The 26,799-nt window shown below is 59.4% G+C and carries 27 protein-coding genes; 15 read left to right on the forward strand and 12 right to left on the reverse strand.

What is annotated here, in order from left to right; translation table 11 throughout:
* The first annotated feature begins 8 nt into the window (after window positions 1-8).
* From CAK95_RS14915 to CAK95_RS14930, 4 genes are read left to right on the forward strand one after another with little or no spacing between them, the layout of a single operon-like run.
* Window positions 9-932, forward strand: coding sequence for an ABC transporter substrate-binding protein (locus tag CAK95_RS14915; protein ID WP_086088616.1), 924 nt, complete (start codon window positions 9-11; stop codon window positions 930-932).
* A 53-nt stretch (window positions 933-985) separates the two neighbouring features.
* Window positions 986-1,744 (forward strand): ABC transporter ATP-binding protein, encoded by a 759-nt coding sequence (locus CAK95_RS14920; protein WP_086091432.1) that lies wholly within the window; start codon window positions 986-988, stop codon window positions 1,742-1,744.
* Window positions 1,741-2,517 carry an ABC transporter permease gene (locus tag CAK95_RS14925; RefSeq protein WP_245303409.1) on the forward strand — a complete coding sequence of 259 codons (777 nt, stop codon included), beginning with the start codon at window positions 1,741-1,743 and terminating at the stop codon, window positions 2,515-2,517. The genes CAK95_RS14920 and CAK95_RS14925 overlap by 4 nt, the downstream gene beginning before the upstream one ends.
* Entirely contained in the window at window positions 2,514-3,293 is a 780-nt protein-coding gene (locus tag CAK95_RS14930; protein WP_086088617.1) for an ABC transporter permease, read from the forward strand. Before CAK95_RS14925 ends, CAK95_RS14930 begins: the two co-directional genes overlap by 4 nt.
* A 36-nt stretch (window positions 3,294-3,329) precedes the next feature.
* On the opposite strand, the gene CAK95_RS14935 is transcribed toward CAK95_RS14930, so the two are convergent.
* Together CAK95_RS14935 and CAK95_RS14940 are read right to left on the reverse strand one after the other, a co-directional pair.
* Entirely contained in the window at window positions 3,330-3,944 is a 615-nt protein-coding gene (locus tag CAK95_RS14935; protein ID WP_086088618.1) for a TetR/AcrR family transcriptional regulator, read from the reverse strand.
* A gap of 17 nt (window positions 3,945-3,961) precedes the next feature.
* On the reverse strand, window positions 3,962-4,924 hold the full coding sequence (locus CAK95_RS14940) for a 3-hydroxyacyl-CoA dehydrogenase NAD-binding domain-containing protein (RefSeq protein ID WP_086088619.1): 963 nt from the start codon (window positions 4,922-4,924) through the stop codon (window positions 3,962-3,964).
* 104 nt (window positions 4,925-5,028) lie between these two features.
* On the opposite strand from CAK95_RS14940, the gene CAK95_RS14945 reads away from it, so the two are divergent.
* The 5 genes from CAK95_RS14945 to CAK95_RS14965 all read left to right on the forward strand — a co-directional run bounded on the left by CAK95_RS14945 (window position 5,029) and on the right by CAK95_RS14965 (window position 11,046).
* Window positions 5,029-6,174, forward strand: coding sequence for an ABC transporter substrate-binding protein (locus tag CAK95_RS14945; RefSeq protein WP_086088620.1), 1,146 nt, complete (start codon window positions 5,029-5,031; stop codon window positions 6,172-6,174).
* Between the two features lie 120 nt (window positions 6,175-6,294).
* The gene (locus tag CAK95_RS14950) at window positions 6,295-7,344 is read left to right on the forward strand and encodes a branched-chain amino acid ABC transporter permease (protein WP_086088621.1); all 1,050 of its coding nucleotides are present in this window, start codon (window positions 6,295-6,297) and stop codon (window positions 7,342-7,344) included.
* A 2-nt stretch (window positions 7,345-7,346) separates the two neighbouring features.
* A complete protein-coding gene (locus CAK95_RS14955) occupies window positions 7,347-9,125 on the forward strand; it encodes a branched-chain amino acid ABC transporter ATP-binding protein/permease (protein WP_086088622.1) in 1,779 nt (592 codons plus the stop codon).
* Window positions 9,122-9,844: an ABC transporter ATP-binding protein gene (locus tag CAK95_RS14960; protein WP_086088623.1), complete on the forward strand. Its 723-nt coding sequence runs from the start codon at window positions 9,122-9,124 to the stop codon at window positions 9,842-9,844. Before CAK95_RS14955 ends, CAK95_RS14960 begins: the two co-directional genes overlap by 4 nt.
* 50 nt (window positions 9,845-9,894) lie before the next feature.
* Window positions 9,895-11,046 (forward strand): acyl-CoA dehydrogenase family protein, encoded by a 1,152-nt coding sequence (locus CAK95_RS14965; protein WP_086088624.1) that lies wholly within the window; start codon window positions 9,895-9,897, stop codon window positions 11,044-11,046.
* A gap of 22 nt (window positions 11,047-11,068) precedes the next feature.
* Here CAK95_RS14965 and CAK95_RS14970 read toward each other — a convergent pair whose 3' ends face one another.
* A complete protein-coding gene (locus CAK95_RS14970) occupies window positions 11,069-12,205 on the reverse strand; it encodes an FAD-dependent monooxygenase (RefSeq protein WP_086088625.1) in 1,137 nt (378 codons plus the stop codon).
* Between the two features lie 158 nt (window positions 12,206-12,363).
* On the opposite strand from CAK95_RS14970, the gene CAK95_RS14975 reads away from it, so the two are divergent.
* The 3 genes from CAK95_RS14975 to CAK95_RS14985 are packed head-to-tail and all read left to right on the forward strand — an operon-like array spanning window position 12,364 to window position 15,685.
* Window positions 12,364-13,173 carry a crotonase/enoyl-CoA hydratase family protein gene (locus CAK95_RS14975; protein WP_183044349.1) on the forward strand — a complete coding sequence of 270 codons (810 nt, stop codon included), beginning with the start codon at window positions 12,364-12,366 and terminating at the stop codon, window positions 13,171-13,173.
* A 13-nt stretch (window positions 13,174-13,186) separates the two neighbouring features.
* On the forward strand, window positions 13,187-14,749 hold the full coding sequence (locus CAK95_RS14980; protein ID WP_086088627.1) for a class I adenylate-forming enzyme family protein: 1,563 nt from the start codon (window positions 13,187-13,189) through the stop codon (window positions 14,747-14,749).
* A gap of 27 nt (window positions 14,750-14,776) precedes the next feature.
* Window positions 14,777-15,685: a beta-keto acid cleavage family enzyme gene (locus CAK95_RS14985; RefSeq protein WP_086088628.1), complete on the forward strand. Its 909-nt coding sequence runs from the start codon at window positions 14,777-14,779 to the stop codon at window positions 15,683-15,685.
* Between the two features lie 45 nt (window positions 15,686-15,730).
* On the opposite strand, the gene soxA is transcribed toward CAK95_RS14985, so the two are convergent.
* From soxA to CAK95_RS15025, 8 genes are all read right to left on the reverse strand, one after another.
* Complete coding sequence (gene soxA, locus CAK95_RS14990; RefSeq protein ID WP_245303410.1) at window positions 15,731-16,516, reverse strand: sulfur oxidation c-type cytochrome SoxA; 786 nt, start codon at window positions 16,514-16,516, stop codon at window positions 15,731-15,733.
* On the reverse strand, window positions 16,513-16,836 hold the full coding sequence (gene soxZ, locus CAK95_RS14995; protein ID WP_086088630.1) for a thiosulfate oxidation carrier complex protein SoxZ: 324 nt from the start codon (window positions 16,834-16,836) through the stop codon (window positions 16,513-16,515). Before soxZ ends, soxA begins: the two co-directional genes overlap by 4 nt.
* Complete coding sequence (locus CAK95_RS15000; protein ID WP_086088631.1) at window positions 16,836-17,300, reverse strand: SoxY-related AACIE arm protein; 465 nt, start codon at window positions 17,298-17,300, stop codon at window positions 16,836-16,838. The genes soxZ and CAK95_RS15000 overlap by 1 nt, the downstream gene beginning before the upstream one ends.
* A 1-nt stretch (window position 17,301) precedes the next feature.
* Window positions 17,302-17,745 carry a sulfur oxidation c-type cytochrome SoxX gene (soxX, locus tag CAK95_RS15005; RefSeq protein WP_183044348.1) on the reverse strand — a complete coding sequence of 148 codons (444 nt, stop codon included), beginning with the start codon at window positions 17,743-17,745 and terminating at the stop codon, window positions 17,302-17,304.
* Window positions 17,742-19,019, reverse strand: coding sequence for an NAD(P)/FAD-dependent oxidoreductase (locus CAK95_RS15010; protein WP_245303411.1), 1,278 nt, complete (start codon window positions 19,017-19,019; stop codon window positions 17,742-17,744). The genes soxX and CAK95_RS15010 overlap by 4 nt, the downstream gene beginning before the upstream one ends.
* On the reverse strand, window positions 19,016-21,211 hold the full coding sequence (locus CAK95_RS15015; protein WP_086088632.1) for a xanthine dehydrogenase family protein molybdopterin-binding subunit: 2,196 nt from the start codon (window positions 21,209-21,211) through the stop codon (window positions 19,016-19,018). The genes CAK95_RS15010 and CAK95_RS15015 overlap by 4 nt, the downstream gene beginning before the upstream one ends.
* Window positions 21,212-21,222: 11 nt before the next feature.
* The gene (locus CAK95_RS15020) at window positions 21,223-21,672 is read right to left on the reverse strand and encodes a (2Fe-2S)-binding protein (RefSeq protein WP_086091436.1); all 450 of its coding nucleotides are present in this window, start codon (window positions 21,670-21,672) and stop codon (window positions 21,223-21,225) included.
* Window positions 21,673-21,946: 274 nt separating this feature from the next.
* Entirely contained in the window at window positions 21,947-22,897 is a 951-nt protein-coding gene (locus tag CAK95_RS15025; protein ID WP_086088633.1) for an oxidoreductase, read from the reverse strand.
* Window positions 22,898-23,192: 295 nt separating this feature from the next.
* Here CAK95_RS15025 and CAK95_RS15030 point away from each other — a divergent pair, with 295 nt between their 5' ends.
* The gene (locus CAK95_RS15030) at window positions 23,193-23,819 is read left to right on the forward strand and encodes a class I SAM-dependent methyltransferase (protein WP_086088634.1); all 627 of its coding nucleotides are present in this window, start codon (window positions 23,193-23,195) and stop codon (window positions 23,817-23,819) included.
* 103 nt (window positions 23,820-23,922) lie between these two features.
* Window positions 23,923-24,564, forward strand: coding sequence for a TetR family transcriptional regulator (locus tag CAK95_RS15035; protein ID WP_086091437.1), 642 nt, complete (start codon window positions 23,923-23,925; stop codon window positions 24,562-24,564).
* Window positions 24,565-24,591: 27 nt separating this feature from the next.
* Here CAK95_RS15035 and CAK95_RS15040 read toward each other — a convergent pair whose 3' ends face one another.
* Window positions 24,592-25,449, reverse strand: coding sequence for an EamA family transporter (locus CAK95_RS15040; RefSeq protein WP_086088635.1), 858 nt, complete (start codon window positions 25,447-25,449; stop codon window positions 24,592-24,594).
* A 91-nt stretch (window positions 25,450-25,540) separates the two neighbouring features.
* Here CAK95_RS15040 and CAK95_RS15045 point away from each other — a divergent pair, with 91 nt between their 5' ends.
* Window positions 25,541-26,794: a Zn-dependent hydrolase gene (locus CAK95_RS15045; RefSeq protein WP_086088636.1), complete on the forward strand. Its 1,254-nt coding sequence runs from the start codon at window positions 25,541-25,543 to the stop codon at window positions 26,792-26,794.
* Window positions 26,795-26,799: the final 5 nt, after the last annotated feature.

Here is a 26,799-nt window from a genome sequence, read left to right on the forward strand (position 1 = left end):
GGAGGACAATGCGAATTCTGTCCGCTGCGGCATTCGCCGCTACATTTGCTATTGTGTCGGTTCAGCCGGCAGTCGCGCAAATTCTGATTGGGGGAACGCCCAATGCCGAGCAGGCGACGGCAATGGTGGCCGAGCAAGAAGGCATTTTCAAAAAGCACGGCATTGACGGCCAATTCAAAATCATCCCAATCAACCCGACCATCCCTGCTGCCTTGCTATCGAATTCGATCCAGATCGGCGTGCCGACACCAACGACCTTCCTTCAGGCGGTCGATAACGGCATCGATCTCATTATCATCGCCGGCGGTTCGGTGAACAATCCGAAGGGCACCGGGATCGGCATTGTCGCGCGCAAGGACAGTGGTATCAAGACGGCGAAGGACTTGGTCGGCAAGCGTGTCGGCGCGCCGGGGCTGAATGCCGTTCTGCACGTCATGGTGCGGCGCTGGCTGATGGAGCAGGGCGTCGATCCGAAGTCCGTCAATTTCATCGAAGCCATGTTCCCCGTGCACGGAGATCTTCTGAAGGCCGGTCAGATCGATGCTGTTGTGACGGCAGACCCGTTTCTGACGCGCATCAAGCAGAGTAGCGATGGCGAGGAAATCCTGAATCTGGTGACGACCTTGCCGGATGACGCGCCGCCGGTGATGTATGTCACCACGCGCGAATGGGCGCAGAAAAATCCCGGTGCGATCAAGACGTTTCGTGCGGCGATCGAAGAAGCGGCCGCTTTCATAGAAGCAAATCCGGAAAAATCTCGCGAGGCGATTGGCAATGCTTTGAAACTCCCGCCTGCGGTCGTCAAGACACTGACTTTGCCCAAGGTTGCGACCAAAATAACTCCACCTCAAATGGCATTCTGGATCGACGTCATGAACAAGCAGAAGATGCTCAAGACGAAGCTCGATCCGTCGGACCTGATTTTGCCGTGAGAGTTGAATTTGGAACAGGGTTACCTTGCGCGGTTATGCTGGAGAGCGATGTTATGGCGCTGATCGCGTTCGAGAAGGTCGATCTGTCGCTCGGCGGTCGTTCGATCCTGACTGACATCGATGTCTCGATCCAAAAGGGTGAGTTTCTATCAGTGGTTGGCCCTTCCGGTTGCGGCAAGACTTCGCTGCTCAATCTTGCCGCCGGTCTTTTGATGCCGAGCGCTGGCCGCGTAACTTATGCGGGCAAGGAGGTCACCGGGCCGCGGCAGGACATCGCAATCGTCTTTCAGGATTACGGCAAGGCGTTGCTTCCCTGGCGGACCGCGTCCGGCAATATCGCGCTGGCCCTTGAAGCCATGAATTATCCGAAGGATTTGCGGGAGACCCGGATTGCCGAATTGCTGGATCTGATCGGTCTGTCCGAGCACGCCGAGAAATTTCCGAACCAGCTTTCCGGCGGCATGCAGCAACGGCTGCAGATTGCCCGTTGTCTCGCACAGGATCCGGCCGTGCTGTTGATGGATGAACCGTTCGGCGCACTCGACGCCATGACGCGGCAGACCTTGCAGGACGAGGTTCTTGCGATTGCGGCCCGCACCGGTGCCACAGTGCTGTTCATCACCCATGATCTGGAGGAAGCCATCTACCTTGGCGACCGCGTGATTGCGATGCGGCCGAATCCTGGCCGCTTCGAGGTCTCCTTCAAGATCGATCTGCCGCGTCCGCGCGATCAACTCACAACACGTGAACGTCCTGAATTTCTGAAGTTGCGGCGTGAATTGTTCGACGTGATCAAGGAGGTCGAGCATTGAGCGCGAATGCACATCGGTTTGATTGGCGCGGACTGGTGATCCCGGTCGGATTCCTCGTCGTTGCGGAGGCCGCCGCTCGCGCGACCGGGTGGGAAAGCAGCATGCTGGCATCGCCGTCAGGGATCGTTGCTGCATTTTGGACCGCGCTGGCCGATGGAACGATTCTGCAGGCGACATGGCAAACCCTTGCGACGTCCTTGGCGGGACTCTTCATTGGTGCGGTGTTCGGAATTTGGCTTGGTGTGCTGCTCGGGCTTGCACCGATCGCCGACCGGCTGCTGGAATTTTCGATTGAAGCGCTTCGGCCTGTTCCGGCGGTCGCTCTTATTCCGATTGCCCTGCTGGTATTCGGGTTTGGGTTCCGAATGGAAATTGCAATTGTCGCATTCGCTGCCTTCTGGCCAATGGTGATTTTGACACGAGCCGCCGTTGCCGGCGTTGAGCCGCGCCTGCTCCAGGTGGCGCGTGCACTTGGCTTTGGCATCGGAGCGCGTGTCAGGAAAATTGTGCTGCCAGCGGCGCTACCGCGGATATTCGTCGCCTTCCGCCTCGCTGCCGGTATCGCGCTGATCGTCGCAGTCACAGTCGAGATCGCCGCCAATCCATTGGGGCTCGGCTACAACATGATTCTCGCGCAGCAGACCCTGCGGCCAGAGCTGATGCTGGCGCTGCTGGTCTGGCTCGGCATCGTCGGCTGGGCGCTCAATCGGCTTCTGTTGTGGTCGCAGAAGCGGCTATTCGGTCCCGCTGCCATGGTCAGGATCGAGCGATGATCACGCTGCCACAGCTCAATCGCATCGGCTGGCTGCTCGCAAGCTTCGGCGTCGGCTTGCTGCTCGTGGCGTTGTGGCAAGTCGTGGCACAGATGCGGCTCGTATCGCCGGTCTTCTTGCCCACGCCCGGGCGAGCCTTCGATGCCTTGGTTTATGGTCTGACCGAAGGCGATCTGAGATCAAAGACAATCGGCACCATCGAACGCATGATCTATGGATGGTTGCTTGCATCACTTGCAGGTATTGTCATCGGTGCGATGATCGGTGTGTCGCAGACGGCGCGTGCTTATGTCGAGCCGACGCTGGAATTCTTACGGCCATTGCCGGCCTCCGCCATGATGCCGGTCGCCATCGCCATTCTCGGTCTGACCGATGCAATGGTGCTCGCTGTGATCGCCTTCGGTGCATTATGGCCCATGCTGCTGGCCACCGTGCATGGCTTTGCCGCGGTTGAACCGCGGCTTTATCAGGTCAGCCGCGTTCTCGGTCTTTCACATTGGGACGTCATCTGGAAAATCGCCTTGCCGAGCGCCATGCCAGACATTCTTTCCGGCATGCGCGTCGGCCTGACCATCGCACTGATTCTCGCTGTCGTTGGCGAAATGCTGGCGAGCCGGCCGGGTTTGGGGCAGGCGATCCTTCTTGCCGCACGCTCATTCCAATCCGCCGATCTTTATGCAGGCGTTATTCTGCTCGGCATCATCGGTTACGTCAGCAGCGTGTTGCTCGGGCTGTGTGAGCGGCGGTTGCTGCGGTGGCGCCAAACTCACCATTGAGAAGGACATCTCTTCCCATTTCACCCGTTCCGCTGTTCAGGGTTTCTCGCCGTTGGCTTTATCGCGCGGCAGTAGCAATGCTCCGGCGATCCGGCGCCGCCGCTTGATCTCCTCCCGATCATTGACCGCCAATGTCATCCGGATGCCGATGACGACAGCCATGTGGGCTTCCGCATAATCCAGCGCGTCGGCCTCGCTCAGTCCGGCCTCGCGATATAATTGGACTGCGAATGCATTGCGTTCCGCATCGACTGCACGCACGACGTCCGCCACCTTAGGGTCGCGGCGAGCCCAATCACGCAATGTCATTTCGAAAGGACCGCCGGGAACGTCTGCACGGCCGGAAATCGCTATACGCAACAGACGCTCTAGCCTCTCCCAGGGCGTCCCCGACTTATCGAAGATCAGCGCACGGACTTCACTCGTCATCCGCAAGCGCCAAGCATCGAGCACACCGGACAGTAAATCCTCGCGCCCCTTGAAATGCCAGTAGAAGCTGCCCTTTGTGACACCAAGCTTTTCAGCCAGCGTATCCACTCGCAAAGCCTCGACATTGTCTTCCGCCAGTAATGTGATTGCGGCTTCGATCCAGTCGTTACGCCCAAGCGGCGGCTCGGCGGACTTGTGCGATTTGGCGGCTTGGCGTGCCATGTGAATCTCTTTCGCCCTTAATTCCGTTTCTTGGGCTGGTCGCCAGGATTGACCGCATGAAGGAGGTCAGCAAGCTTGTCGTTACGCCAAGCCATCAAGTCCGCCAGCGATTGGCCCTGAGTGATCTCGGCGGCCGCCTTGATCAGCGCTGCCTGAACGTCCGGCGCCGTCAGTTTGGGAGAGCCAAGAGCATCCATCCATTTCTGCAATTCGGGCGCGATGGTCAGTACGTGTGGCATGCCACCGGCGCCGCCAGCCAATGTAAAAGTGGTTAGCGCACCCATAACAGCCCAGCGGGGACCAAGGCCGTAACGCATCGCATCCTCAATCGCTTGCGGACTCGCAATGCCTTCAGCGACGCAATGCACTGCCTCACGCAGTAATGCGAATTGAAGGCGATTGGTGAGAAACGCGGTCACCTCTTTGTCGACGCGGATCGGCTTCTTGCCCAGAGCCCCGAAAAATCGAAGCGCCCAATCAACAATTGCGGGTGCTGTCTTCTCGCCGCCGACAATTTCGACCAGCGGCATGATATGCGGCGGGTTGAAAGGGTGACAGACCAGCAATCGCTCCGGGTGCCGCATTCTGGCCTGCAATTGCGTCGGCGGGATGCCGCCGGTGCTCGACGCGATCACAAGCGTCGGAGGAGCTGCGGACTCGATTTCGTCGTAGACCGATTGCTTGAGTGCGATATTTTCCGGCGCGTTCTCATGAACGAGATCGACGGAGGAGGCTACGTCGGCCGGTGTCGTTACGAATGATAATTTTTCGTCGGGAAAACTGTCAACCGTCGCCACGCCAAGCTTGTGCAGTGCATCCCAGGTGTCGGCAATGAAGGCACGCGCGCGCTTTTCGGCGTTGAGAGCTGGATCGCTTGCAATGACGTCATAACCGCGCGCGACGTAGACCGCAGCCCAGCCGCAGCCCACCGAGCCGGTGCCGATCAACCCGATGCGTTTAGGATATTCAAGCGGAAACATCGGGCTTCACCTTTATAAAAAGAGTGCAGCGTGTCGCATCGCAGCGAATTGACTTCGCAAAATCCCACATCCATACTTGTAGGTATTGAGCCAGGGAGGACATCATGTCAATCAAGAAACTAATGGCTTTCGTATCGGCTGCGGCATTCGTGGTGGTTGCGGGACCTGCACAGGCCGACATCAAGATCGGCGTCGTGCTGGCATTGACCGGCCCGAACGCATCGCTTGGCGTTCCTTACCGCAAAGGCGTGGAATTGTTGCCAAAGGAAATTGGCGGCGAGAAGATTCAGCTTATTTTTCTGGACGATGCATCGGATCCGTCCACCGCCGTGCGAAACGCGCAAAAACTGATCTCCGACGATAAGGTTGATATCCTGATCGGTGGTTCGAATACGCCTGCGTCACAGGCGATGGCGAACATCACGACCCGCGAGCAAATCCAACAGGTCGCGCTTGCTCCGGCTGCGCATCCGGCCGACAAGAATCAATGGCTGATCTCCATGCCACAACCAGCAAATCTATGGGCTGCGGCACTGGTGAAGGACATGGTTCGACGGAAGGTGAAGACGGTTGCCTACATTGGTTTCAGCGACCCATGGGGCGATATCGCATATAATGGACTGAAAGAAGCGGCCGAAAAGGCGGGTATTCAGGTTGTAACCAACGAACGCTATGCCCGCGCCGACACCAGCGTCACCGGTCAGGTGTTGAAGATTATCGCTGCGAAACCGGATGCGGTTCTCGTCGGTGGGTCTGGTACTCCCGGTGCGCTACCGCACATCGCGCTGGCCGAACGCAACTACAAAGGCCCGGTTTATGCAACGCCTGGCGTTTTCAACAAGGACTTCCTGCGCGTCGGTGGCAAGTCGGTTGAAGACGTGATCGGCGTAACCGGTCCGATCGGTGCCCACGAGCAATTGCCTGCCGGCAATCCGATCAAGAAGGTGTCCGAGGAGTTCATCAAAAAATATGAGGACATCAACGGCAAGGGAAGCTGGAATAGCTTCGCCGCCTTCGCCTATGACGGGATGCTGACGCTCGAGGATGCGATTCCGCGCGCGCTCAAGAAAGCGAAGCCGGGCACGCCAGAGTTTCGAAAGGCGGTGCGCGATGAAGTGCGGGCGGTGAAGGAACTGGCGGGCACCAATGGTGTCTACCAATTCCCGGAAGGATCATCTTATGGTGTCGACGAGAGGTCGGTGATCCTGGTTCAAGTCAAGAACGGCGACTGGAAGCTGATCTCCAACTAAGAAGAAAACGCGATCCAGCCGGCGCCGGCACGCTGGCTGGATTTTTTACTCCAAGGTGAGGGGACGGCGCGTCACGTCTCGGGTTCGTGACGATCCCGGCGCGATGGCGCAGGTTGCAGCATGACGTTCGAGATTTTTTTTCTGCTGATTCAGGACGCCGTCGGCACCGGCGCGATCTATGTGCTGATGGCACTGGGGATCGTTCTGATCTTCAACGTCACGCGCGTGATCTTTGTCTCTTATGGCGATCTTGTCGCCTATTCGGCGCTTACGCTCGGCTCGTTCGAGTTGCAGCGTATGCCGGGGACAGTGTGGCTGGTATTGACACTCGCCGGTCTGGCTTTTCTTGTCGAGGCCGCCTCGCTATATCGGCGCAATCAGATGCAATTGATTCCTAAGGCTTTCCTTTATTGGGGTATCATTCCTGCAATCCCGGTGGCGCTGACATTCCTCGTTGGTGCGCAGAATCTTTCGCTGCCGGTCTCTATCCTGCTGACGATCGCGCTCGTGCTGCCGCTCGGGCCGCTATTGTATCGCATCGTGTTTCAGCCAATCGCGACAGCGCCGGTGCTGGTACTGCTGATGGTGGCAGTGGCTTTGCATTTCGCCATCGCTGGCCTGGCACTCTTGTATTTCGGGCCTGAGGGTTTTCGGACGGAGGCTTTCGTTCGCGGCGACGTCATGATCGGTAACTTTGGCATCCCGGAGCAATTGATCCTCATCGTGGGTGCTGCGGCAGTCTTTTCAGCGATCCTGTTCTTGTTTTTTCAATATACGCTGGCTGGCAAGGCGCTACGGGCGACAGCGGTCAATCGAGAAGGCGCGCGGCTGGTCGGCATCTGGACGACGCGAGCAGGTGCGCTGGCCTTTTTCCTGGCAGCCGGAATCGCGGCCGTCGCCGGCATTTTGATCAGCCCGACAACCACGATCTATTACGATACGGGGTTGATCGTGGGTCTGAAAGGCTTTGTGGGCTCGGTGGTTGGCGGCTTCGTCAGCTATCCGCTCGCGGCGGTCGGCGCGATCATCATCGGCCTGATCGAATCCTTCGGATCGTTCTATTCCAGCGCATTGAAGGAGGCGATCGTATTCGCCGCGATCATCCCCATCGTGCTGTGGCGCTGGCTCTATGTGTCGGCACATGATGCCGACGAGAATGAGGACGAATAGCCGTGACACGTGCATTTCGTCTCATTGTCATTGGCTTGTTTGCAGTCGCCATTGCTGCCGTTCCGTTGCTGTTTGATGGGTTCATTGTCACACTTCTGAATTATATCGGGATCTATACGCTGATCACGCTTGGCCTCGTGCTGCTAACCGGTTGCGGTGGCATCACATCGTTCGGGCAGGCGGCCTTTGTCGGCATCGGCGCTTACGCCACTGCCTATCTCACGACCGCGATAGGCTGGTCGCCGTGGATAGGTCTGTTGGTCGCAATCGCGTTGACGAGCTTTGTCGCGCTCGCGCTCGGATACATTACGCTGCATCTCGGCGGTCACTATCTGCCGCTGACGACGATTGCATGGGGTGTCGCGATCTATCTGAGCTTCGGAAACTTTCAGTTTCTCGGCGCGCATGGCGGCATTGGCGATATCCCGCCGGTGTCGCTATTCGGTTACGCCTTCGATGAGCCGCAGAAGCTCTATTATATCATCTGGGCGTTTTGCGGCGTAGCGTTGATCGCAGCGGCTAACCTTCTGCGATCGCGCCAGGGGCGCGCCATCCGCGCACTGCGTGGCGGCAAGGGCATGTCCGAAAGCCTTGGCATCGACGTGTTCTGGGTGCGATTATGCGTGTTCGTCATCGCGGCAGCGCTCGCCGGTGTTTCCGGCTGGCTGTATGCGCATATGACGCGCTTTGTCAGCCCGGCTCCGTTCGATCTGAAAGCCGGTATCGAGTATCTGTTGATGGCGGTGCTCGGCGGTGCCGGTACGATCAGCGGTGCTCTCGTCGGCGCGGCGGCAGTCGCTCTCGCCAAGAACTGGTTGCAGGATTTGTTGCCGCATATCACGAGCAACAGCGCCAACCTCGAGATTGTGGTATTCGGTTGTCTGTTCATCCTGCTGCTGCACAAGTCGCGTAGCGGTATCGTTCCCCTGGTGCGCCAATATTTGCCGTTCAAGACCGACATGACAGCTCCGCCCGCAAAAGGAAGCGGAGTGAGCCTGCCGGAGATTGCGCCGCCCGGCCGTGGCAGCGTCTTGCTCAACGTGGACGGCATGACCAAGCGGTTCGGCGGCCTCGTCGCCGTCGATAATGTGAGCTTCGAGGTGAAAGCCGGCACGATCACTGCGCTGATCGGCCCAAACGGCGCAGGGAAAAGCACGAGCTTCAATCTCATCACCGGTGCATTGAAGCTCACCGCTGGCCACGTGACATTTGCGGGCCGTGATCTTTCCGGGGTCAAGCCGCATGAAGTCGTGTCGCTTGGCATGGCGCGTACCTTCCAGCATGTGAAACTGCGACCGACCATGACGCTGCTCGAAAACGTAATGCTTGGTTGTTACCAGCGCACGCGATCGGGCTTCATCGCCGGCGCGCTGAAGCTCGATGGTGTCGAGGAACGTGCCGTCTACAATGAGGCGATGCGTGAGCTTGAGCGGGTCGGCCTTGCCGACAAGGCACATGATCTGGCGGGTAATCTCGCTCTCGGGCAGCAGCGCGTGCTGGAAGTGGCGCGCGCCCTTGCAGCCGGTCCGCTGCTGATCATGCTGGATGAGCCCGCGGCCGGTCTGCGGAGCCTTGAGAAGAAGGCGCTGGCCGAATTGCTGCGCGGCCTGCGTGCCGATGGCAAGAGTATCCTGCTTGTCGAGCATGATATGGATTTCGTCATGAGCCTCGCCGATCGTGTGGTCGTGCTGGATTTCGGGAAGAAGCTTGCCGAAGGTGCGCCGGCCGAAATCCAGGCCAATCCAGCCGTGCAGGAAGCCTATCTCGGGAGCATCGAATGAACGCGATGCTCGAAGCAAAAAACCTGTCGGTCTCCTACGGCAAGCTGAATGCGGTGAAGGATGTCAGCTTCGCCGTTGAGGAGGGAAAAATCGTCACCATCATCGGCCCGAACGGTGCCGGCAAGACGACGCTGCTCAAGTCTCTGATGGGGCAATTGCCGGCAACTGGCCGGATTATCTATCGTGGCGAAGACATCGGTGATGCGCAGGTCGAAAGGCGCGTTGAGCGGGGCGTTGTTCTCGTTCCCGAAACGCGCGAACTGTTCACCGACATGGTGGTGGCGGACAATCTTCTGCTTGGTGCCTACATTCACCGGCGCAACGGCGCGCAGGTGAAAGAGGACCTTGAGAAAGTCTATACGCTGTTTCCACGGCTGCGCGAACGGCGGGAGCAGCTTGCCGGTACGCTATCGGGCGGTGAACGGCAGATGCTGGCGCTCGGTCGTGCGCTGATGGGACGCCCGAAACTTCTGATGCTGGATGAGCCAAGTCTTGGTCTCGCACCGATCATCGTGCGCGAGATCTTCAAGATCATCACACAGCTCGGTGCGCAGGGCGTGACGATGTTGCTGGTCGAGCAGAATGCGCGTGCTGCGCTGGAAACCGCCGATTACGGCTATGTGCTGGAGTCGGGTGAGGTCGTGCATCAAGGCAAGGCATCCGAGCTGATGCGGGACCCGAAGGTGATGGCAACCTATCTCGGCAAAAGCGCGTCGTAAGAGCGTGTGGCGGACAGTATCCGCTCCGATGGAAAGAACAGGAGTGAAACGTGGATTTTTCTTTCTCCGAAGAGCAGATTCTTTTGCGCGACAGCGTCCGCAAATTGATGGAGCGGGTCGCAACGCCGGAGTATGTGGCCAAGCTGGATCGTGAGCGCGCCTATCCGCATGAATTGTTCGAGGCGTGGACCGCGGCCGGTCTCTTCGGGCTTCCCTTCTCCGAAGACCTCGGCGGCGCTGACGGCAACGTGCTCGATCTTGCGCTGGTGTCGGAAGAGATTGGCCGCACCAGTGCCGACCTCGTGATGGCCTATGCGGGCGCGCTCTTCTGCGGACTGACGGTGGCGCGCAAAGGCTCCGACGAACAGAAGAAGGCATGGATCCCGCGACTGATCAACGGCGAGATCAAGTTTTCGATTGGAATTTCGGAGCCCGACGCTGGCTCCGATGTTGGCGCGATCCGCACGTCGGCGCGTAAGGATGGGAAGGACTGGGTGCTCAACGGGCGCAAGGTCTGGCAATCCGGTGCGGGCGCAAAGGATAACGTCATCTGTCTCTATGCGCGTACCGATACAAACGCGCATTACCGGCAGGGGATGTCACTCTTCCTGATTGAGAACGGCCGGCCCGGCATCTCGATGCGTAAACTCGACATGCTGGGCCGCTATTGCATGGGCACCTACGAGGTCACGTTGGAAGATGTCCGCGTGCCCGAAGACCAGATTATTGGCGGCGTGAACAACGGCTGGGATGCTCTCCTGTCCGGCTTGCAAACCGAGCGGATTACGGTCGCGGCTTGCGATGTCGGCAGCGCGCAGGGCGTGGTTGATCTCGCGCTAAATTATGCGAAGGAGCGCAAGCAGTTCGGCCGTCCGATCGGTCATTTCCAGTCGATCGCGCATATGCTGGCAGACATGCAGACCGAAGTGGAGGCCGCGCGCTCGCTCATGTATCGCGCTGCGTGGATGGTTGATGCCGGGCACAACGCCATGAACGAGATCAACATGGCGAAGCTGTTCGCCTCCGAAGTCTATGTCAAGGTCGCTAACATGGGCATGCAGGTCTACGGCGGCTACGGCTACAGCATGGAATATCCGATGCAGCGGCACTATCGGGATTCGCGGATTGCGACCGTCGTCGCCGGTACATCGCAGGTCATGCGCAACATGATTGCCGGCGGGATGGGGTTGAGGCCGCAATAACCACTGTCATTCCGGGACGCGGCTACGCCGCGCCCTTCGTCTGCCGTTCGTATTCGGCAACGAATTTCGACGCGACCTTGCGGATACGCTCGATATCCATGCGGCCGGTGCGCGAGAGATAGGACATCGCGAAATCGTAGGGCGCCAGCGCCATGTGGTTGCTGAAATTCTCGTACCAAGCCGCGCTGTTGTTGGCGGCCGTGACCAGCTTGGCGAGGATCGGCTTGCGCTGCGCCTCATAAGCCGCAAGGGCCTCGCGAACATCTCGGGGATGAGCGCGGATGGCGCGGGCCAGAGCAATCGCATCCTCGATCGCCAGCCGCGTTCCCGATCCGATCGAGAAATGCGCCGTGTGTAGCGCATCGCCGAGGATCACCTTGTTGCCGGAAGACCAATGCTCGTTCCTGATGACCGGGAATTGCCGCCAGATTGACCGGTTCGAGATCAGCGGATGGCCGTCCAGCGTCTCTGCAAAGTGCTGCTGTAGAGTTTTGCGTGTCTCATCCTCGCTCATGCGGTCGAAACCGCTGTCGAAGAACGTCTTCTCGTTGCACTCGACGAGGAATGTGCTCATCGTAGGAGAGTAGCGGTAATGGTGCGCGGTGATGGCGCCCGATGGCGTTTCGATAAAGGTTTGCGTCAGGACGTCGAACACTTTGGTGGTGCCGAACCAGGCGAACCGGTTCGTCAGGTAGGACAGTTTGGTCCCAAACGCCGTCTCATCAGAGCGCCGCACCAGCGAACTCACGCCATCGGCGCCGACAATCAGATCGGCATCGGCGAATTCCGAAAGGTCGGAGACCTGACGGTTGAAGTGGATGGTAATCCCTTCGGCACGCGCCTGTTGCTGCAAAAGCTGGAGAAGGTGAAGCCGCCCTATGGCACTGAAACCGATGCCGTCGATGGGCACCCTTACACCGCGGTGGACGACGGCTATATCATTCCAAATCTCCAGTTCCGGCGTGATGGCGCCAAAAATCTCCGGATCGTCTTCCTTCAGAAACTCGAGCGCGTTCTCGCCGAATACGACACCAAACCCAAATGTCGAATCCGGTGCATTCTGCTCGACGACAGTCACTTCCACGGACAAGCCGCTACGCTTGAGCAGCAGTGAAAGATAGAGCCCGGCTGGGCCTGCCCCGATGATGACAATCCGCATGGTGGTCTTCCGAATAGGGCCGTGAAGCCGTGCGCAAAGATGCAAATTCAACAAACTCAAATTGACAAAGGATGGGCAGAATGTCCATACTGAAAAGTATGGAACAAAGGCAGCGGGGCTAACCTGCGCCGATGGTGAGGAAATCTGCGGAGGTTTGCATGGGGATGAACTGGGGCAAGCTGAACGTCGAGTTGCCGCCATCTCTACGTGCGGAGCGGCGTGACGACATCGTCATTTTGCGCTTGTCGCGACCGGAAAAGCGGAATGCGATCGGTGGCGAAATGCTGCTCGGCATCCGTTTATTCTTTTCCAATCTCGCCGACGATGTGAAGGGCGTGGTGATCTGTGGTGAGGGCGACAATTTTTCCGCCGGTCTCGATCTGTCCGAATTGTCGGAGAAGGATGCTGCGGAAGGCGCGATGCTGTCGCGCGAATGGCACGAAGCGTTCCATCACGTGCAGTATTCGCGCGCGCCTGTGGTTGCGGTGCTGCATGGCGCAGTGATCGGTGCCGGGCTTGAACTGGCGAGTTGTGCGCATATCCGTGTGGCAGAGCCGTCGACGTATTACGGCCTGCCAGAAGGCCAGCGCGGCATTTTCCTCGGTGGTGGTGGTTCGATGCGGCTGTCGCGATTGATCGGCGTGCCGCGTGTGTTCGATCTGATGATGACTGGCCGCACGCTGAACGCGCAGGACGGCTATCTGTTCGGCTTTGCGCAGTATCTGGTCGGGGAGGGCCAGGGACTGGCGAAAGGCATCGAATTGTCCAGGCGCATCGCCACCAATGCACCGCTGAGCAATTACGCGATTATCCAGGCGTTGCCCCGCATTGCCGAGATGGGACCGGAAGAAGGCCTGTTCACCGAGGCGATGGTATCAGGCGTTGTGCAGAGCTCAACCGATGCGAAAGAACGGTTGCGTGCCTTTTTCGAAAAACGGGCCGCGAAGGTGACGAGGCCCGACGTCTGAAAGCGACGTTGTCATGAGCGCACTCCGCTCTCTGGTGATTGGTGATGTTTATCGGCTGAATGCCGAACGGTTCGGCGAAAAGCCCGCTTTCGTCATGCCGGATGGACGCGTGCGCTCGTTCGCGGAGCTCTATGAACGCGTCATACGCCTCAACAATGCTTTGCTGGATCGCGGTCTGAAGCCGGGTGATCGCGTCGGCATCCTGTCGCGCAACCGCATTGAGTATGTCGAGGGCTATGGCGTTTCGGCGAGCGGATTGATTGCGTTGCCTTTAAACTGGCGATTGGCGCCGCGCGAATTGCAGATTGTGCTGGAGAACGCGGAGCCTGCCGCCCTGATCGTCGATCAGTCGTTCACTCCAGTGATCGACGCAATTCGCGAGGCGCTTCCTTTCGTGCAGCATTTCATAGGCTTCGATGCGCCGCCGGGCAGCTGGCTCGGTTACGAAGCGCTGCTTGCCGGTGCATCGCCAACGCCGATCGAAGCACTGATTTCACCTGACGATACGGCGTGCCTCCTCTACACCAGCGGCACGACCGGTATCCCGAAAGGTGCCGAACTGACCCATCGCGGTCTGCTGCTGAATTGCGAAGCTGCGATCACTGAGATGTTTGGCTTTTCCGATGTCGACGTGACGCTGGCGCCGATGCCGTTTTTTCATGTCGGCGGCATGTGGTATCATCTGTTTCCGAGTTTCGCTGCCGGCTGCACCACGATCATCATGCCGCAATTCGACCCACAGGGCGCACTGGAATTGATGGCGCGACATCGTGTCACCAATACGCATCTCGTACCGACGATGATCCACACGCTGCTGGAACAGCCAAATATTGCCACGTTCGATCTCTCGGGCTTGCGCCTGATGTTCTATGCTGCGTCGTCCATGCCGACGGAAACATTGAAGCGGGCGACGGCAACTTTTGCCTGCAATTTTGCGCAAGGGTATGGCTCGACCGAGGCCGGTATGGTGACCTGCCTGACACCGGGTGATCATCGCCTTGCCCGAGCAGGGCGCGAAAACTTGCTGCTCGCCTGCGGGAGGACATTGGACGCTGTTACATTGCGTCTTGCGCCGCTCGACAATGCCGAGGATGAGGACATCGGCGAAATTCTCGTTCGCAGCCCGATGACCATGGCCCGCTACTGGCGTAATCCCGAATTCACCGCGCAGATCATGCAGGATGGCTGGCTACATACGGGCGATCTCGGCCGCATCGATGATGAGGATTATCTCTCTATTCTTGACCGTAAGAGCGACATGATCGTCACCGGTGGTGAGAATGTCTATCCGCGTGAAGTTGAAGACGTCTTGCTGCAGGACGTCGACATCGCCGAGGTTGCCGTGTTCGATCTACCGGACCCGCGCTGGGTGCAAAAAGTCGTCGCTGCGGTCGTGCTCAGGAGCGAAGGCGCGGCGGCGGATATGCTCCTGTCGCGCGCGCGGCAAAAGCTGGCGGGCTACAAATGCCCAAAGCATATTTTTATTACGGAAAGTCTGCCGAAAAATGCGGCTGGGAAGGTGCTTCGCAAGGTCCTGCGGGACACATATCGTTTGAAAGAAACGGCCGACGTCTAGGGATCTTACAACAGGAGAGGATGAGAAATGGAAACGCCGAAAGTCATCGTCACCATCGCGCCGACCGGTGGTATGGCCAGCAAAAAGCAAAACCCAAACATCCCGACGCAGCCGCAGGAAATCGCCGACGACGTGTATCGCTGCTACAATGCCGGCGCCAGCCTGGTCGCGGTGCATGCGCGACGGCCCGACGACGAAGCGACCTGCAATCCGGAAATATATCGGACGATCAACAAGCTGATCCGCGATAAATGCGACATCATCCTCAACAACTCCACCGGCGGCGGCATCAATGGCGACATGGTGCGCAAGGCGGAGAATGGCTATTACGAGATCATCTGGGAGGAGCGCCTGAAAGGCATGGAAGCTGGCGCGGAGATGTGCACGCTCGACCCGACAACGATCAATGCGACCTTTGAAGGCCGCGAAATCCTGATGAATACCTCGCCGTCGCGCTGCAAATTCCTTGCGGCCGAGATGCAGAAGCGTGGCATCAAACCGGAATGGGAAGTGTTTTCGCCCACCCACCTGATCCAGGACGTGCAGGCGTGCCTCGATGCAGGGCTTGATACCAAGCCTTATTTCGTCAACTTCGTACTGAATGCCAATAAGGGATTCCAGGGCGCGATGCCCTATACGCCCAAGGTGCTGCAGCAAATGGTCGAGTTGATGCCGGAGGGCGCGATTTTCAACGTCAGCGCCATCGGCATCGCGCAGCTCAATGCCGCGGTGCAGTCGCTTTTGCTTGGCGGCCACGTCCGGGTGGGTCTTGAAGACAACCTCTATTATTCGCGTGGTCGGCTCGCAAAGAATGTCGAACTGGTCGAGCGTGTGGTCCGCATTATCCGCGAATTCGGTATGGAGCCGGCGACGCCTGCGGAGGCTCGGACGATCATTGGCCTGCCGCAGCTGTCGCAGCGCAAGGGCGCAGCGTAGTTCTGAACCAGCAACGGATGAATATGAGGCGCGCCGCGCGGCGCTTCAGGGCCGCACGCCGGGTGCGTCCATTGTCATTCCGCGCGCACGCCACATCAGGAACAGCTCGAGGTCCACATATTCGGGCGCGCCGAGCGGATAGGGCTCGGCGCGAATGCCGGTCATGCAGTTGCGAAGCCGCCGCTGCAACGAACCGAGATTCTGCCATTCCAGACGGTAGATCGGATAACCGGTCGGATGCGCCTGCGGGATGATATTGCCAGCGAGGCTCTTGCCCCAGTTGTCGTCATGGCATTGCGCGCATGACAGATTGAGCTGACCCTGGCGCTGGTGAAACATCGCGCTGCCTTTTTCAAGGAAAGGCTTGAGCCGCGGGTCGTCGAATTGCGCGATCGGTTCGCCACGCGATTGCATGGCGATATAGGCTGTCAGTGCCAGTAACTCTCGGCTTTCGTAAGCCAGTGGCGGTGATTTCTGATCCTGTTCGCGCGATATGTTGATGCGCTGTTCCAGATTCACCGGCTGGCCGTTGCCGCCGTCGAAAGCGGGATAGCGCGCCGCGACACCTTTCATGCTGGTGGCGGCATCGCCATGACAATCGGCACAGGACTTGCCGGATGCGCCGGCCTTGGCATTCCATAACGCTTCGCCATCCAGCACGAACAGCATGGCCGGGTTGGTAGTGTCGTCGTCCTGCATTGCCTTGTTGTCGCGGCTCATGTCTTCATAGGACGAACGGCGCTGGTCCAGTGGGATCTCGGCGGCCGACAACGCCGCTGCAAACACGAGCAGGCCCGCAACAACACTTGCCGCCAATAATCGTCCGTTCATTCGACCATGATCTTGGCCGAGGCTTCCTGTGTGAAGCCGTTGTCGCCGGTCCATTTAAAGTTGATGGTGCCGCTCTCGATCGCGACGGTATGAAATGTCAGAAACGGATTTGCGGAAATCGCCGGATACAGCGTCGCGTCGAAGATCGTCTCGCCGTTATAGGTGCAGACGAACGATGTGATGATGTCGCGCGGGATCGGTTGGCCCATATTGTTGTGGCGGAAGCCGTTCTCCATGATGTGCGAGATCAGTGTGCGGATCTGGATCACATCGCCGCGCTTGGCTTTCGGTGGGACATTGACGAGTGTGCGTGCAGCCATCAGACCGGGTCCTCCAGGCAGGCGCTGAGCGTCAGGATCACATCGACCTTGTCGGACCAGAATGATCCATCCGACATTTCGCAGACGGCGACGACCCGTTGCGTGTCGGCGAGGCGGATGCGGGTTTGAAACTCGGCCTTGCCGGAGCGTGGTCCGAGCTTGACGCTGATGACGTTCGGTTGTGGATTCTTTTCAGTGAAGATGTGGATCGCTTTCACATAATCGCTCGCCGTCATCGGGCTCTCGACCCTGACGGTCGTCGCCACCGAATTGCCATTCTCGACCAGTGGCGGCAGCTCGAGCTGGATCCTGCCAGTCTTGATCTCGGCTTCGCCTGCGACTTGACGGATTGCGGCGGCCATGGACTGCGGTGTTGCGCCGGCCGGTCGCACGATCATCAGCGCGCCGGCACCGGCCAGGAAAGTGCGGCGCGTTGCTTTGACAACGGGAGATTTGTCCAGCATCTCACTCATCCTTCAGCGTGGTCAGAAAGGCGACGACGTCTTCGATCTCCTCAGCGGTCAACACTGGTTTGCCGCGAAGGTTCGGTGCGACGCGCGTCAGACCATCGGTTTTGTAGAACGAGGGCATGATCGTGTCGGGGTTCAGATGCGACGCGTCGACCATGCGCAGCCGCAATTCTCCCTCCGACCAGCGTGCGCCAGCACCGGTCAGATCGGGCGAAAGGTTCCCCTGAAAGCGTTGGTCGGGAAACGGGCCGGAATGGCAGAGCAGGCACGTCGACTCGCGCTTTACGACGATCGCGCGGCCGCGCACAGGATCGCCGGGCGTTCCGGTGAGCGATGTCGGAATCGCATCGCCGACGATATCGTATGTCAGCAGCGATCTTGCCTCACTGGGCATGCAACCAATCGCAAGGATAGCGAATGCGAATGCCACGCGCTTCATCCGAACACCGATTGCGTGATGTTGCGGTACCATTCGCCGGCCTGCTGAGCTTCAGCGACGCGCATATCGCGTGATGCATTCTGCGGGCTCAGAACCGTGCCGCCTTCCGCCTCGTTATATTGGTCATCCACCGGGCGATAGGTGCCTTTCTGCGAGATCGCATAGTCGGGCGCGATCAGGCTGTAGCATGACGAGGTCAGCGTCGGTGCTGCGGGCTTGTTGCCGGCAAGCTGGGCGGCAATCGCGGCGGCACAGATCTGCGCTTGCGAATGAGCAGCAGAGGCCGAACGCGGCATCGCGCCTGCAATCGCCGCATCGCCGATGACATGAATGCCGGGACGCAATCTCGATTCAAATGTCAGCGGGTCGACCGGACACCAGCCGGTGCGGTCGGCAACTCCGGCGAATTCCGCAACATGTCCTGCAATTTGCGGCGGGATGATACTGGCGACGGCAGTCTGATATTTGTCGAAGTCAGTCGAGAGTGTCCTGGTTGCGGCATCGACGCTGATGAGCGCGCCGCCCTGCGAAAGCCCGATCCATTCGATCAAGCCGGGATAGAGGTCCTGCCATGCGGCTTCGAACAGCTTCTGCATCGTGAAGCTGTCCTTGGCGTCGAGGATGATCACCTTCGAGCGTGGCTTTTTGGTCTTCAGGAAATGAGCGATCAGGCTCGCACGTTCATAGGGGGCGGGAGGGCACCGCGCCGGATTGACCGGCGACGAGATGACGACCGTGCCGCCATCTTCCATCGCTTCCAGTTGCTGCCTCAGCGTGATGATCTCGTTACCGCTATTGTAGGCGGGCGGCATTGCAGCCATGGCTGCCTTGTCGTATCCCTCGATTGCATCGGCTTTGAACGTGATGCCGGGCGAGATGACCAAACGTTCGTAATTCAGTGTCGTGCCGTTTGCGAGAGTGACGGTTTTCTTCGCTGGATCGACGGCGGTGGCAGTCGAAATGACGACATCGACGCCTTCGGACTTGATCCGATCGTAACCGAATTGCTGGGCCTTGATGTCGACAAGGCCGGCGATGACGGAGTTGCTTTCCGGTGGCGCGGTGTAGGTCGCGTTGGTCTCGACCAGTGTGACCTTCAATTTCGGATCGGCCTGGCGCAGCGCCCGTGCGCAGCTTGCACCGCCGAAGCCGCCGCCGATGACAACGACAGACGGGCCTGTCGCTTGCCCGAGCACGGGCATTGGAAATGCAGCAGCCGCGGTGCTAGCCGCGGCTGCTTTGATCAATTGCCTGCGATCGACGCGCGTGTTCACGCGATCTCGAGGTTATGGTTCTTCAGCGGGAAGGTGCGATAGCGTCGCCCGGTCGCCGCGAAGATGGCGTTGAGTACGGCCGGTGCGGCCACGAAGATCGTGGGCTCGCCGACGCCACCCCAGAAGTCATTTGACGGCATGATGACCGATTCCACCTTCGGCATTTCAGCCATGCGGAGCGAGTCATAAGTGTCGAAATTGGTTTCGACCACAGCGCCGTCCTTGATCGTGATGCCGCCATGGAAGAGTGCCGACAAGCCATACACGAATGAGCCGGCGATCTGGCGCTCGATCTGCGCCGGATTCACCGCGTGTCCGGGATTCGTCGCCGCCACGATGCGATGCATCTTCACCTTGTTGTCCTGCACCGATACTTCGGCCGCGGCAGCAACATAGCTGCCATAGCCCATGTGCTGGCAAAGGCCGCGGAAGATGCCTTGCGGAGCCGGCTTGTCCCAGCCGACGCGTTCGGCCACGGCATTGAGCACCGCCAGATGCTTCGGGTGTTTTGCCATCATCTTGCGCCGGAATGCGAGCGGGTCCTGCCCCGCCGCCTGTGCCAGCTCGTCGATGAAGCATTCCAGATAGATGGCGTTCTGGTTGTTGTTCACGCCGCGCCAGAACCATGGCGGCACGTGCGGATTGCGCAGGGAGTGATCAATCAAGAGGTTCGGAATGTCGTATCCTAACGCGCCTTCGGCGCCGCCAGGATTGAGGCCTTGGAAGATGATGGGATCAGCACCACCTTTCATCGCTTCCGGACGCGCATAAGACAGGATCGATTGTCCCGATATACGCATATGCAGGCCGACGAGGTTGTTGTCCTTGTCGAGTGCGCCGGTCAGCTTGCATTGCGTGACCGGGTGATAGACACCGTTGGTCATGTCCTCTTCGCGAGACTTTAGCAGCTTGACCGGAATGCCGGGCATTTGCTTGGCGATCAGCACGGCCTCGGTCACATATTCGCTGCGCGTGCGCCGGCCGAAGCCGGTGCCGAGCATCAGCCGGTGGATCTCGCATTGATCGGCGCGCAAGCCCGACGCCGCGATGGTTGCGGCATAAGCGGCTTCGCCGTTCTGCGTTGAGGTCCAGACCTCGCATTTCTCGGGCGTGTAGAGCACCGTGGCGTTCATCGGCTCGAGACAGACGTGGTTCTGGAACGGATAGGCGTAAACCGCTTCAACTTTCTTTGCCGCGCCGGAGAGGGCGGCAGTGGCGTCACCCTGCTTGTTGCCGACATAGGCGTTTTCAGCCGTCAGCCCTTCCTCGAGCCACTTGGCGATCGATTCAGACGAAACCTTTTCATTCTCGCCCTTGTCCCATTCGATCGGCAATGCGTCGAGCGCTGTCTTGGCCTGCCACCAGGTATCGGCAACGACCGCGACCGACTTGTCGTCGACCTGCAGCACCTTCTTGACGCCTTTCATGCCGGAGACTTTGGAGGCGTCGAAGCTCTTCACCTTGCCGCCAAACACAGGGCAATCCTTGATCGCGGCACTGAGCATGCCCGGCATCTTGAAGTCGATCGAATACATCATTTTGCCGACGACCTTGTCGGCGGTATCGAGGCGCTTCAGCGGCTTGCCGGCAATCTTCCAGTCCTTCGGATCCTTGAGCGCTGGCTTTTCCGGCACTGGGAGCTTGGCCGCAGCGGCCGCAACCTTGCCGTAGGTTGTCGTGCGGTTCGAGGCCTTGTGGGTGATGACACCTGCCGATGCGGTGCATTCGGAGGCCGGCACCTTCCACTCATTGGCCGCGGCCTGGATTAGCATCAGGCGTGCAGCGGCACCGCCTTCACGCACATATTGATGCGACTCGCGAATAGCGCGGCTGCCGCTGGAATTGTAATTGCCCCAGGCGCGTTTGCGTTTCACGTTGTCCATGGGCGTCGGATATTCGGTTGTGACCTTTGCCCAGTCGCAATCCAGTTCTTCCGCGATCAACTGGGCAAGACCGGTCTGCGAGCCCTGGCCCATTTCGGCGCGGACAACGCGGATGGCAACGGTGTCATCCGGCTTGATGGCGACCCAGATGCCGAGTTCGTTCGGGGTGAGATTCTCGCCGAACTGGTCGGCCGCACCGGCTTGCGCCAGCGCATCGCCGCCAAAGGGAATGCCGAGCGCGAGTCCGCCGCCGACGGCGGCTGAACCGATGACGAAAGCGCGGCGATTGATTTTCGGTTGGAAATTCATGCGGGCCTCCCTCAAGCTTTCGCCGCGGCATGAATGGCCGCGCGGATTTGCTGGAAGGTGCCGCACCGGCAGATATTGGTCATCTGCTGGTCGATGTCGGCGTCGGTTGGCTTCGGGTTATTGTTGAGCAACTCAACGGCCGCCATGATCTGGCCGGACTGGCAATAGCCGCATTGCGGCACGTCATTGTCGATCCATGCCTGCTGTACTTTGTGCAGCGCACCGTTTTGCGCGAGGCCTTCGATCGTGACGACTTTGGTGCCGACAGCGCCGCTGACGGTGAATGAGCAGGAGCGAGTGGCCACGCCATCGACATGCACCGTGCAGGCACCGCATTGTGCAATGCCGCATCCATATTTTGTGCCGGTCAGGCCAACATTTTCCCGAAGGACCCACAATAGGGGCGTGTCGGGATCCACGTCGACGTCGTGATCTTTGCCATTGATGTTGAGAATCATTATCCAACCTCTCCAGGTGGTATTTGCCCGCCGGCACATCTACCGAACGACCGCGTAGACGTAATCCAAACTTGTAATTGGATTATTTCAAATCAACAATCGATGGCGCTTGATATTCCGAGACGATCAAGACCGGATTGAAGAGGGATTTTCTGACGGCATGGCAGCCACTTGCAGAACGCAATGCTGTCGGTGGCAGCATTGCGTTGCGTCACGGTGTCGCTGCAAATACAGAGGTTTCTGATACACTCTGATACATATTGATGAGTTCGTTGTGTCAGGCCGCGATCGGCCTTGCAATGGTCACGCTGGTGAGCTGTTCGGAGACGTCCCATAGTCGGCGCCATGTGGCTTGATCGAGCGCGCGTTGCGCAATCTTCGCCTGGTGTGGGGAGCCTTTCATTTCATAAAAGCCGTTCGGACCATACAGCACGCCTCCCACAGCATCCGGCGATGTTGCTGCGTATAATGTCGGTAATGCACCGGCGGCCGCAGATTGCGATAAAAGCGGCCCAAGCCATGTCCCGAGCCGCTCCATGGGCGCGGGCCTCCCACCGCGGCCCATCCGTGGACCTGTGCTCTGCAATCCGGTGCGTGCAAAGCCGGGATGGGCGGCGTTGCTGATCAGCGGCCAGTTTTCAGAGCGCGCCCTGCGCTCCAATTCCATGCTGAACATCAGATTGGCGAGCTTCGACTGACAATAGGCGCCCCATGACGAATAGCGTTTCTCCGATTGCAGATCGTCGAAATTGATCCGGCCGGACCGGTGGGCGAGGCTGCTGAGCGTGACAACGCGGGCGGCGGACGATGACAGTACTTTTGGCAACAGATGCATCGTCAGCGCGAAATGACCGAGATGATTGACGCCGAATTGCATCTCGAATCGCTCGGCGGTGACGAAAGGCGTGGGGATCGCCATCACGCCGGCATTGTTGATGAGCAGATCGATGCGCGGCACGGATCGCGAAATCCGTTCGGCGCCGGCGGCGACAGATGACAGGCTGGCGAGATCGATCGGTTCGAAGGAAATCTCGGCAGCCGGATGCGCCTTGCGGATATTCGCGACCACTTCCGCAGCTTTCATCCCGTTGCGCGACGTGATGATCACACGCGCACCGGCTTCGCTTAGCGCCAGTGCGGTTTCATAACCGATGCCACTTGTCGCTCCGGTGATGACGGCAACCCGTCCGGTTTGTGACGGAATATTCGCGGTGCTCCAGGCGGGCATGACATTCTCCAATACGGATGGTTGAAGTCGGAATGATGCGGCGGCGCGATGCGTAACGGGCGCGGCCGATCCAATGACCAGCGAAGATGGACTTGAGGCTATCGGCCTGTTGCCGGCGACGGCAAACCGGTTGTTCCGGTGCGCTGGGCCAGTCGATCCAATCGCTCATGAGGCGCTGTCCTTCTCCGCAGGGTGCAGATTGCCCGACCGATGAACGGATATTTATTGCACTTAATGCAAACTTGCAATAGATAAATATTTGCGTGTGATGAAATCATAAAAGCGGAGATTTTCAGTGACGAGCGCTGCGACGACAGGGTGCCTCGATTTCGTTCAGTTCTTTCGATCCTGGATCGCCGATCCGCTGCGGGTGGCCGCGGTTGCGCCATCGGGAGAAGCCTTGGCCCGGCTGATCACGCGGGACATTGCGCCGGACGACGGCCCGGTGCTCGAGCTCGGGCCAGGTACCGGTGTGTTCACCAAGGCGCTGCTGGCGCGCGGCGTCAGCGAACGCGATCTCACGCTGGTCGAATACGGCTCGGAATTCATGCGCATGCTGCAGTTTCGCTTTCCGCAGGCGCGTGTTCTGTGGATGGATGCGGCGCAGCTTTCGCGCTACGAGATTTATGCCGGCGCGCCAGTCGGCTCCGTCGTCAGCGGATTGCCGCTGCTGTCAATGTCGCCACGCAAGGTGACGTCGATTCTGTCTGGCACTTTCAGCTATATGCGGCCGGGCGGCGCGTTTTATCAGTTCACTTACGGGCTGCGTTGTCCGGTGCCGCGTCCGATTCTCGACCGCTTGGGCCTTAAGGCCACCTTGGTCGGACGCGTCGCCCGCAACATTCCTCCGGCCGCTGTTTACAAGATCGTTCGGCGCCGGCCGGTCACAATTGCCAACCGCCGCTTCGGAGACATTGGATGACCACACACGCAGAAGCGCCCGCGATCATTGTCCCGATAGGCTGCGGATGCTATCCCCGCATCGGCAGCGCGTCTGCAGGGGCAATACCATAACCGGCATGGGCATGCGCGGATCGAATAAAAATAACAACAAGACCGCCGAGGGTCTGCGCGAGCGCAAGCGCCGTCAGACCCGCGAGCGAATCAGTCAGGCTGCGATCGCCCTGTTCATCGAGCGCGGCTTCGACGCCACGACGGTCGACGACATCGCGGCGGCGGCGGATGTCTCGAAGCGCAGCTTCTTTGATTATTTCCCGACCAAGGAAGACGTGATCTTTGCCTGGCAGGATGGCTTCGGCGAGTCTCTCGCCGCCGCCGTGGCGGAACGCCCGGCTGACGAGCCGCTCCTGAGCGTCATCGAGGAAGCTTTCGTTGCGGTCGTGACGAAAGCGGTGGCCGATCCGCGAACGCTCGCCATCGGCGACCTCATTTGCGAGACGCCGGCACTGCGTGCGCGCGACCAAATGAAATATGCCAAGCTGGAGCAGGTGCTGGTGGATGCGCTGGCCAAGCGCACGAAGGGCAAGGACGGTTATCTCCGTGCACGCCTGCTGGCGATGATGGTGATCGGCGCCATGCGGATCGGCAAGGAGACTTGGCAGGATCGGCAAAAAAGCGAATCCGTCGAGGCTTATGCCAGGCGGATCTTCAAGATGATCCGCGCCGAATTGAGTGGATTCGATGACACGGCCGCGAAGCGCTCGTAGCATTGGACGTCCGACGCCGGACTGGCGTCAGCTTGCGGCCAGCGCCGCCAGCGCACATAGCGCAAACGCAAGGCCAGCCGCTTTGCGCACTGTGACCGCCTCCCGTAGCACGAATATCCCGAGCAGCGCCGCGACGATGAAGCCCATTTGCGCGATCGGCACCAATGCGCTGGCCTGGCCGAGAGCGAGGCCGCGCAGGAGGAACAGCGTGGCGCAGAGCAGCGCAATGGAAGCGGGAAGACTATATTTGAAAGTCGCGGCCGGCAGACGAACAGTGCCCTTTGCGTGAAAAACGATAAACGTGGCCAGCGGCATGAATACCGCGGCCTGTGCGACCATGAGGATTTCGGGTCCGGCACCGGATCGCAGCCCGACCGTGTGAAAGAACGTTGCTGTACCGAAGGCGATAGTGGCCACCGTGACCTGGATCAGCGACTTGCGTTGCACAGGTGAGGACGCCGAGCCAGCAAGTGATCCTGTGCCGACCAAGAGCCAGGTTGCCGTCAGCGCCAGCACAAGGCCGGCCATTCTGGTCGTTGTCAAATGCTCGCCCAAAAAGGCGATCGACAATGTCACTGTGACGATGAAATTCAGCCTGAAAATCGTTGCGTTGGTGCTGACCGCGCCGGCTGCAAGGCTGCGGATGAAGAAATAGAACCCGACGAAATAAAGACCGCCCGCGAGCGAGCCCCACAAGGCCGCGAGGGTGAATGTCATCGTTCCGGTCGCCAGCGCATAGACGATGACGGTCGGACAGAAGACCCAGGCTTGCGCCATCAGGAAGTGATCGGCGCGGATGCCCGCGGTTGCGGCCTGTTTATAGATGAAATCGGAGAATCCGTAGCAGGCCATCGCCAGGATGGCGTAAACGATCGGTTCGGGCATGTCAGCTTGTCAGGTGGCGGGATGAATTGGATTATCGCATAGTGGCTTAAAGTTGAAGCGGTCGCGTTAAACTGTGTATGGTCAAAGATTGATGCCAAAGTCCCTCATCGATGCCGACCGTCTGTGGAATGACCTGATGGCGCTTGCCGCCATCACTGATCCCGATAAGCCGTATACGCGCCGGTCCTTCTCTCCGCTCTTTCTCAAAGGCCGGGAGTGGCTTAAAGCGCGCTTCGAAGAAACGGGGCTTACGGTCCGTCTTGATGAAGCCGCCAATCTGATCGGCCGGCTTGATGGCGCCGAGCGCGATGCGCCGACCATTATGCTGGGCTCGCATTCCGATACGGTGCCGTCCGGAGGCCGCTTCGATGGTCCTGCCGGTGTGCTCGCTGCTTTGGAAGTGGTGCGGGCGATGAAGGCCGCGGGTTATACGCCGCGCCACGCCATCGAGATCGTCGACTTCCTGGCCGAGGAGCCGAGCGAATACGGCATCTCCTGTGTCGGCAGCCGCGGCATGGCCGGCGTGCTCGACGACAAGATGCTGGCCTACACGAATGCAGCAGGCGAAAAGCTGTCGGACGCCATCAATCGCGTCGGCGGCGATGTCGCCCATCTCGATCGCGCGTGGCGCAGCGATATCGCCGGCTATCTCGAATTGCATATCGAGCAGGGCGTGGTGTTGCAGAACAACAAGATCGATCTCGGTCTTGTCACCGCCATCGTCGGCATCACCCGCATCGAAGTTGTGTTCGAAGGCGCTGCCGATCACGCCGGCACCACGCTGATGGAATATCGCAAGGATGCGAGTCTTGCTGCCGCGCAACTGATGCTGTTCGTCAACGAACGGGCAAATGCGCTGGCCGCGCGCAAGCAGGGACGCTTCGTCGCGACGACCGGCATCCTCAATATCGAACCGAATGCGTCAAATGTCGTTCCCGGCCGTGCGCGTCTCGTGTTCGATATCCGGGCCGAGGACCATGCGATGATCGGCGGATTCCTGGATGCGCTCGATGCGCAAAGCCAAGCGATTGCCGAGCGCGACCATGTGAGGCGCACGCAATACAACGTGCTGTCGAGCACCAAGCCAACGATTTGCGACGAGCACTTGCTCGATCTGCTCAAGCGCGGTGCGGAAGCGCTCGGGCTTTCGACCATGCCACTGGCCTCCGGTGCGGGACACGACGCGGCGTTCGTCGCGCGCATCGCCCCGAGCGCTATGCTGTTCATTCCCTGCCGCGACGGCAAAAGCCACGCTCCGGAAGAGTGGACCGACAAAGAGCAGGTCGCCTCCGGCGCGGCCACGCTGTTCGAAGCGGTGCGACTGTTGGATGGGCAAAACAGATGATGACT

This window comes from Pseudorhodoplanes sinuspersici (assembly GCF_002119765.1).
Classification (GTDB): Bacteria; Pseudomonadota; Alphaproteobacteria; order Rhizobiales; family Xanthobacteraceae; genus Pseudorhodoplanes; species Pseudorhodoplanes sinuspersici.

Bases quoted from the DNA above. Each gene is read 5' to 3' on its own strand.
- CAK95_RS14915 (WP_086088616.1), top strand. From the start codon at position 9: ATGCGAATTCTGTCCGCTGCGGCATTCGCCGCTACATTTGCTATTGTG.
- CAK95_RS14920 (WP_086091432.1), top strand. From the start codon at position 986: ATGGCGCTGATCGCGTTCGAGAAGGTCGATCTGTCGCTCGGCGGTCGT.
- CAK95_RS14930 (WP_086088617.1), top strand. From the start codon at position 2,514: ATGATCACGCTGCCACAGCTCAATCGCATCGGCTGGCTGCTCGCAAGC.
- CAK95_RS14935 (WP_086088618.1), bottom strand. From the start codon at position 3,944: ATGGCACGCCAAGCCGCCAAATCGCACAAGTCCGCCGAGCCGCCGCTT.
- CAK95_RS14940 (WP_086088619.1), bottom strand. From the start codon at position 4,924: ATGTTTCCGCTTGAATATCCTAAACGCATCGGGTTGATCGGCACCGGC.
- CAK95_RS14945 (WP_086088620.1), top strand. From the start codon at position 5,029: ATGTCAATCAAGAAACTAATGGCTTTCGTATCGGCTGCGGCATTCGTG.
- CAK95_RS14950 (WP_086088621.1), top strand. From the start codon at position 6,295: ATGACGTTCGAGATTTTTTTTCTGCTGATTCAGGACGCCGTCGGCACC.
- CAK95_RS14960 (WP_086088623.1), top strand. From the start codon at position 9,122: ATGAACGCGATGCTCGAAGCAAAAAACCTGTCGGTCTCCTACGGCAAG.
- CAK95_RS14970 (WP_086088625.1), bottom strand. From the start codon at position 12,205: ATGCGGATTGTCATCATCGGGGCAGGCCCAGCCGGGCTCTATCTTTCA.
- CAK95_RS14975 (WP_183044349.1), top strand. From the start codon at position 12,364: ATGGGGATGAACTGGGGCAAGCTGAACGTCGAGTTGCCGCCATCTCTA.
- CAK95_RS14980 (WP_086088627.1), top strand. From the start codon at position 13,187: ATGAGCGCACTCCGCTCTCTGGTGATTGGTGATGTTTATCGGCTGAAT.
- CAK95_RS14985 (WP_086088628.1), top strand. From the start codon at position 14,777: ATGGAAACGCCGAAAGTCATCGTCACCATCGCGCCGACCGGTGGTATG.
- soxA (WP_245303410.1), bottom strand. From the start codon at position 16,516: ATGAACGGACGATTATTGGCGGCAAGTGTTGTTGCGGGCCTGCTCGTG.
- soxZ (WP_086088630.1), bottom strand. From the start codon at position 16,836: ATGGCTGCACGCACACTCGTCAATGTCCCACCGAAAGCCAAGCGCGGC.
- CAK95_RS15000 (WP_086088631.1), bottom strand. From the start codon at position 17,300: ATGCTGGACAAATCTCCCGTTGTCAAAGCAACGCGCCGCACTTTCCTG.
- soxX (WP_183044348.1), bottom strand. From the start codon at position 17,745: ATGAAGCGCGTGGCATTCGCATTCGCTATCCTTGCGATTGGTTGCATG.
- CAK95_RS15015 (WP_086088632.1), bottom strand. From the start codon at position 21,211: ATGAATTTCCAACCGAAAATCAATCGCCGCGCTTTCGTCATCGGTTCA.
- CAK95_RS15025 (WP_086088633.1), bottom strand. From the start codon at position 22,897: ATGCCCGCCTGGAGCACCGCGAATATTCCGTCACAAACCGGACGGGTT.
- CAK95_RS15035 (WP_086091437.1), top strand. From the start codon at position 23,923: ATGCGCGGATCGAATAAAAATAACAACAAGACCGCCGAGGGTCTGCGC.
- CAK95_RS15040 (WP_086088635.1), bottom strand. From the start codon at position 25,449: ATGCCCGAACCGATCGTTTACGCCATCCTGGCGATGGCCTGCTACGGA.
- CAK95_RS15045 (WP_086088636.1), top strand. From the start codon at position 25,541: ATGCCAAAGTCCCTCATCGATGCCGACCGTCTGTGGAATGACCTGATG.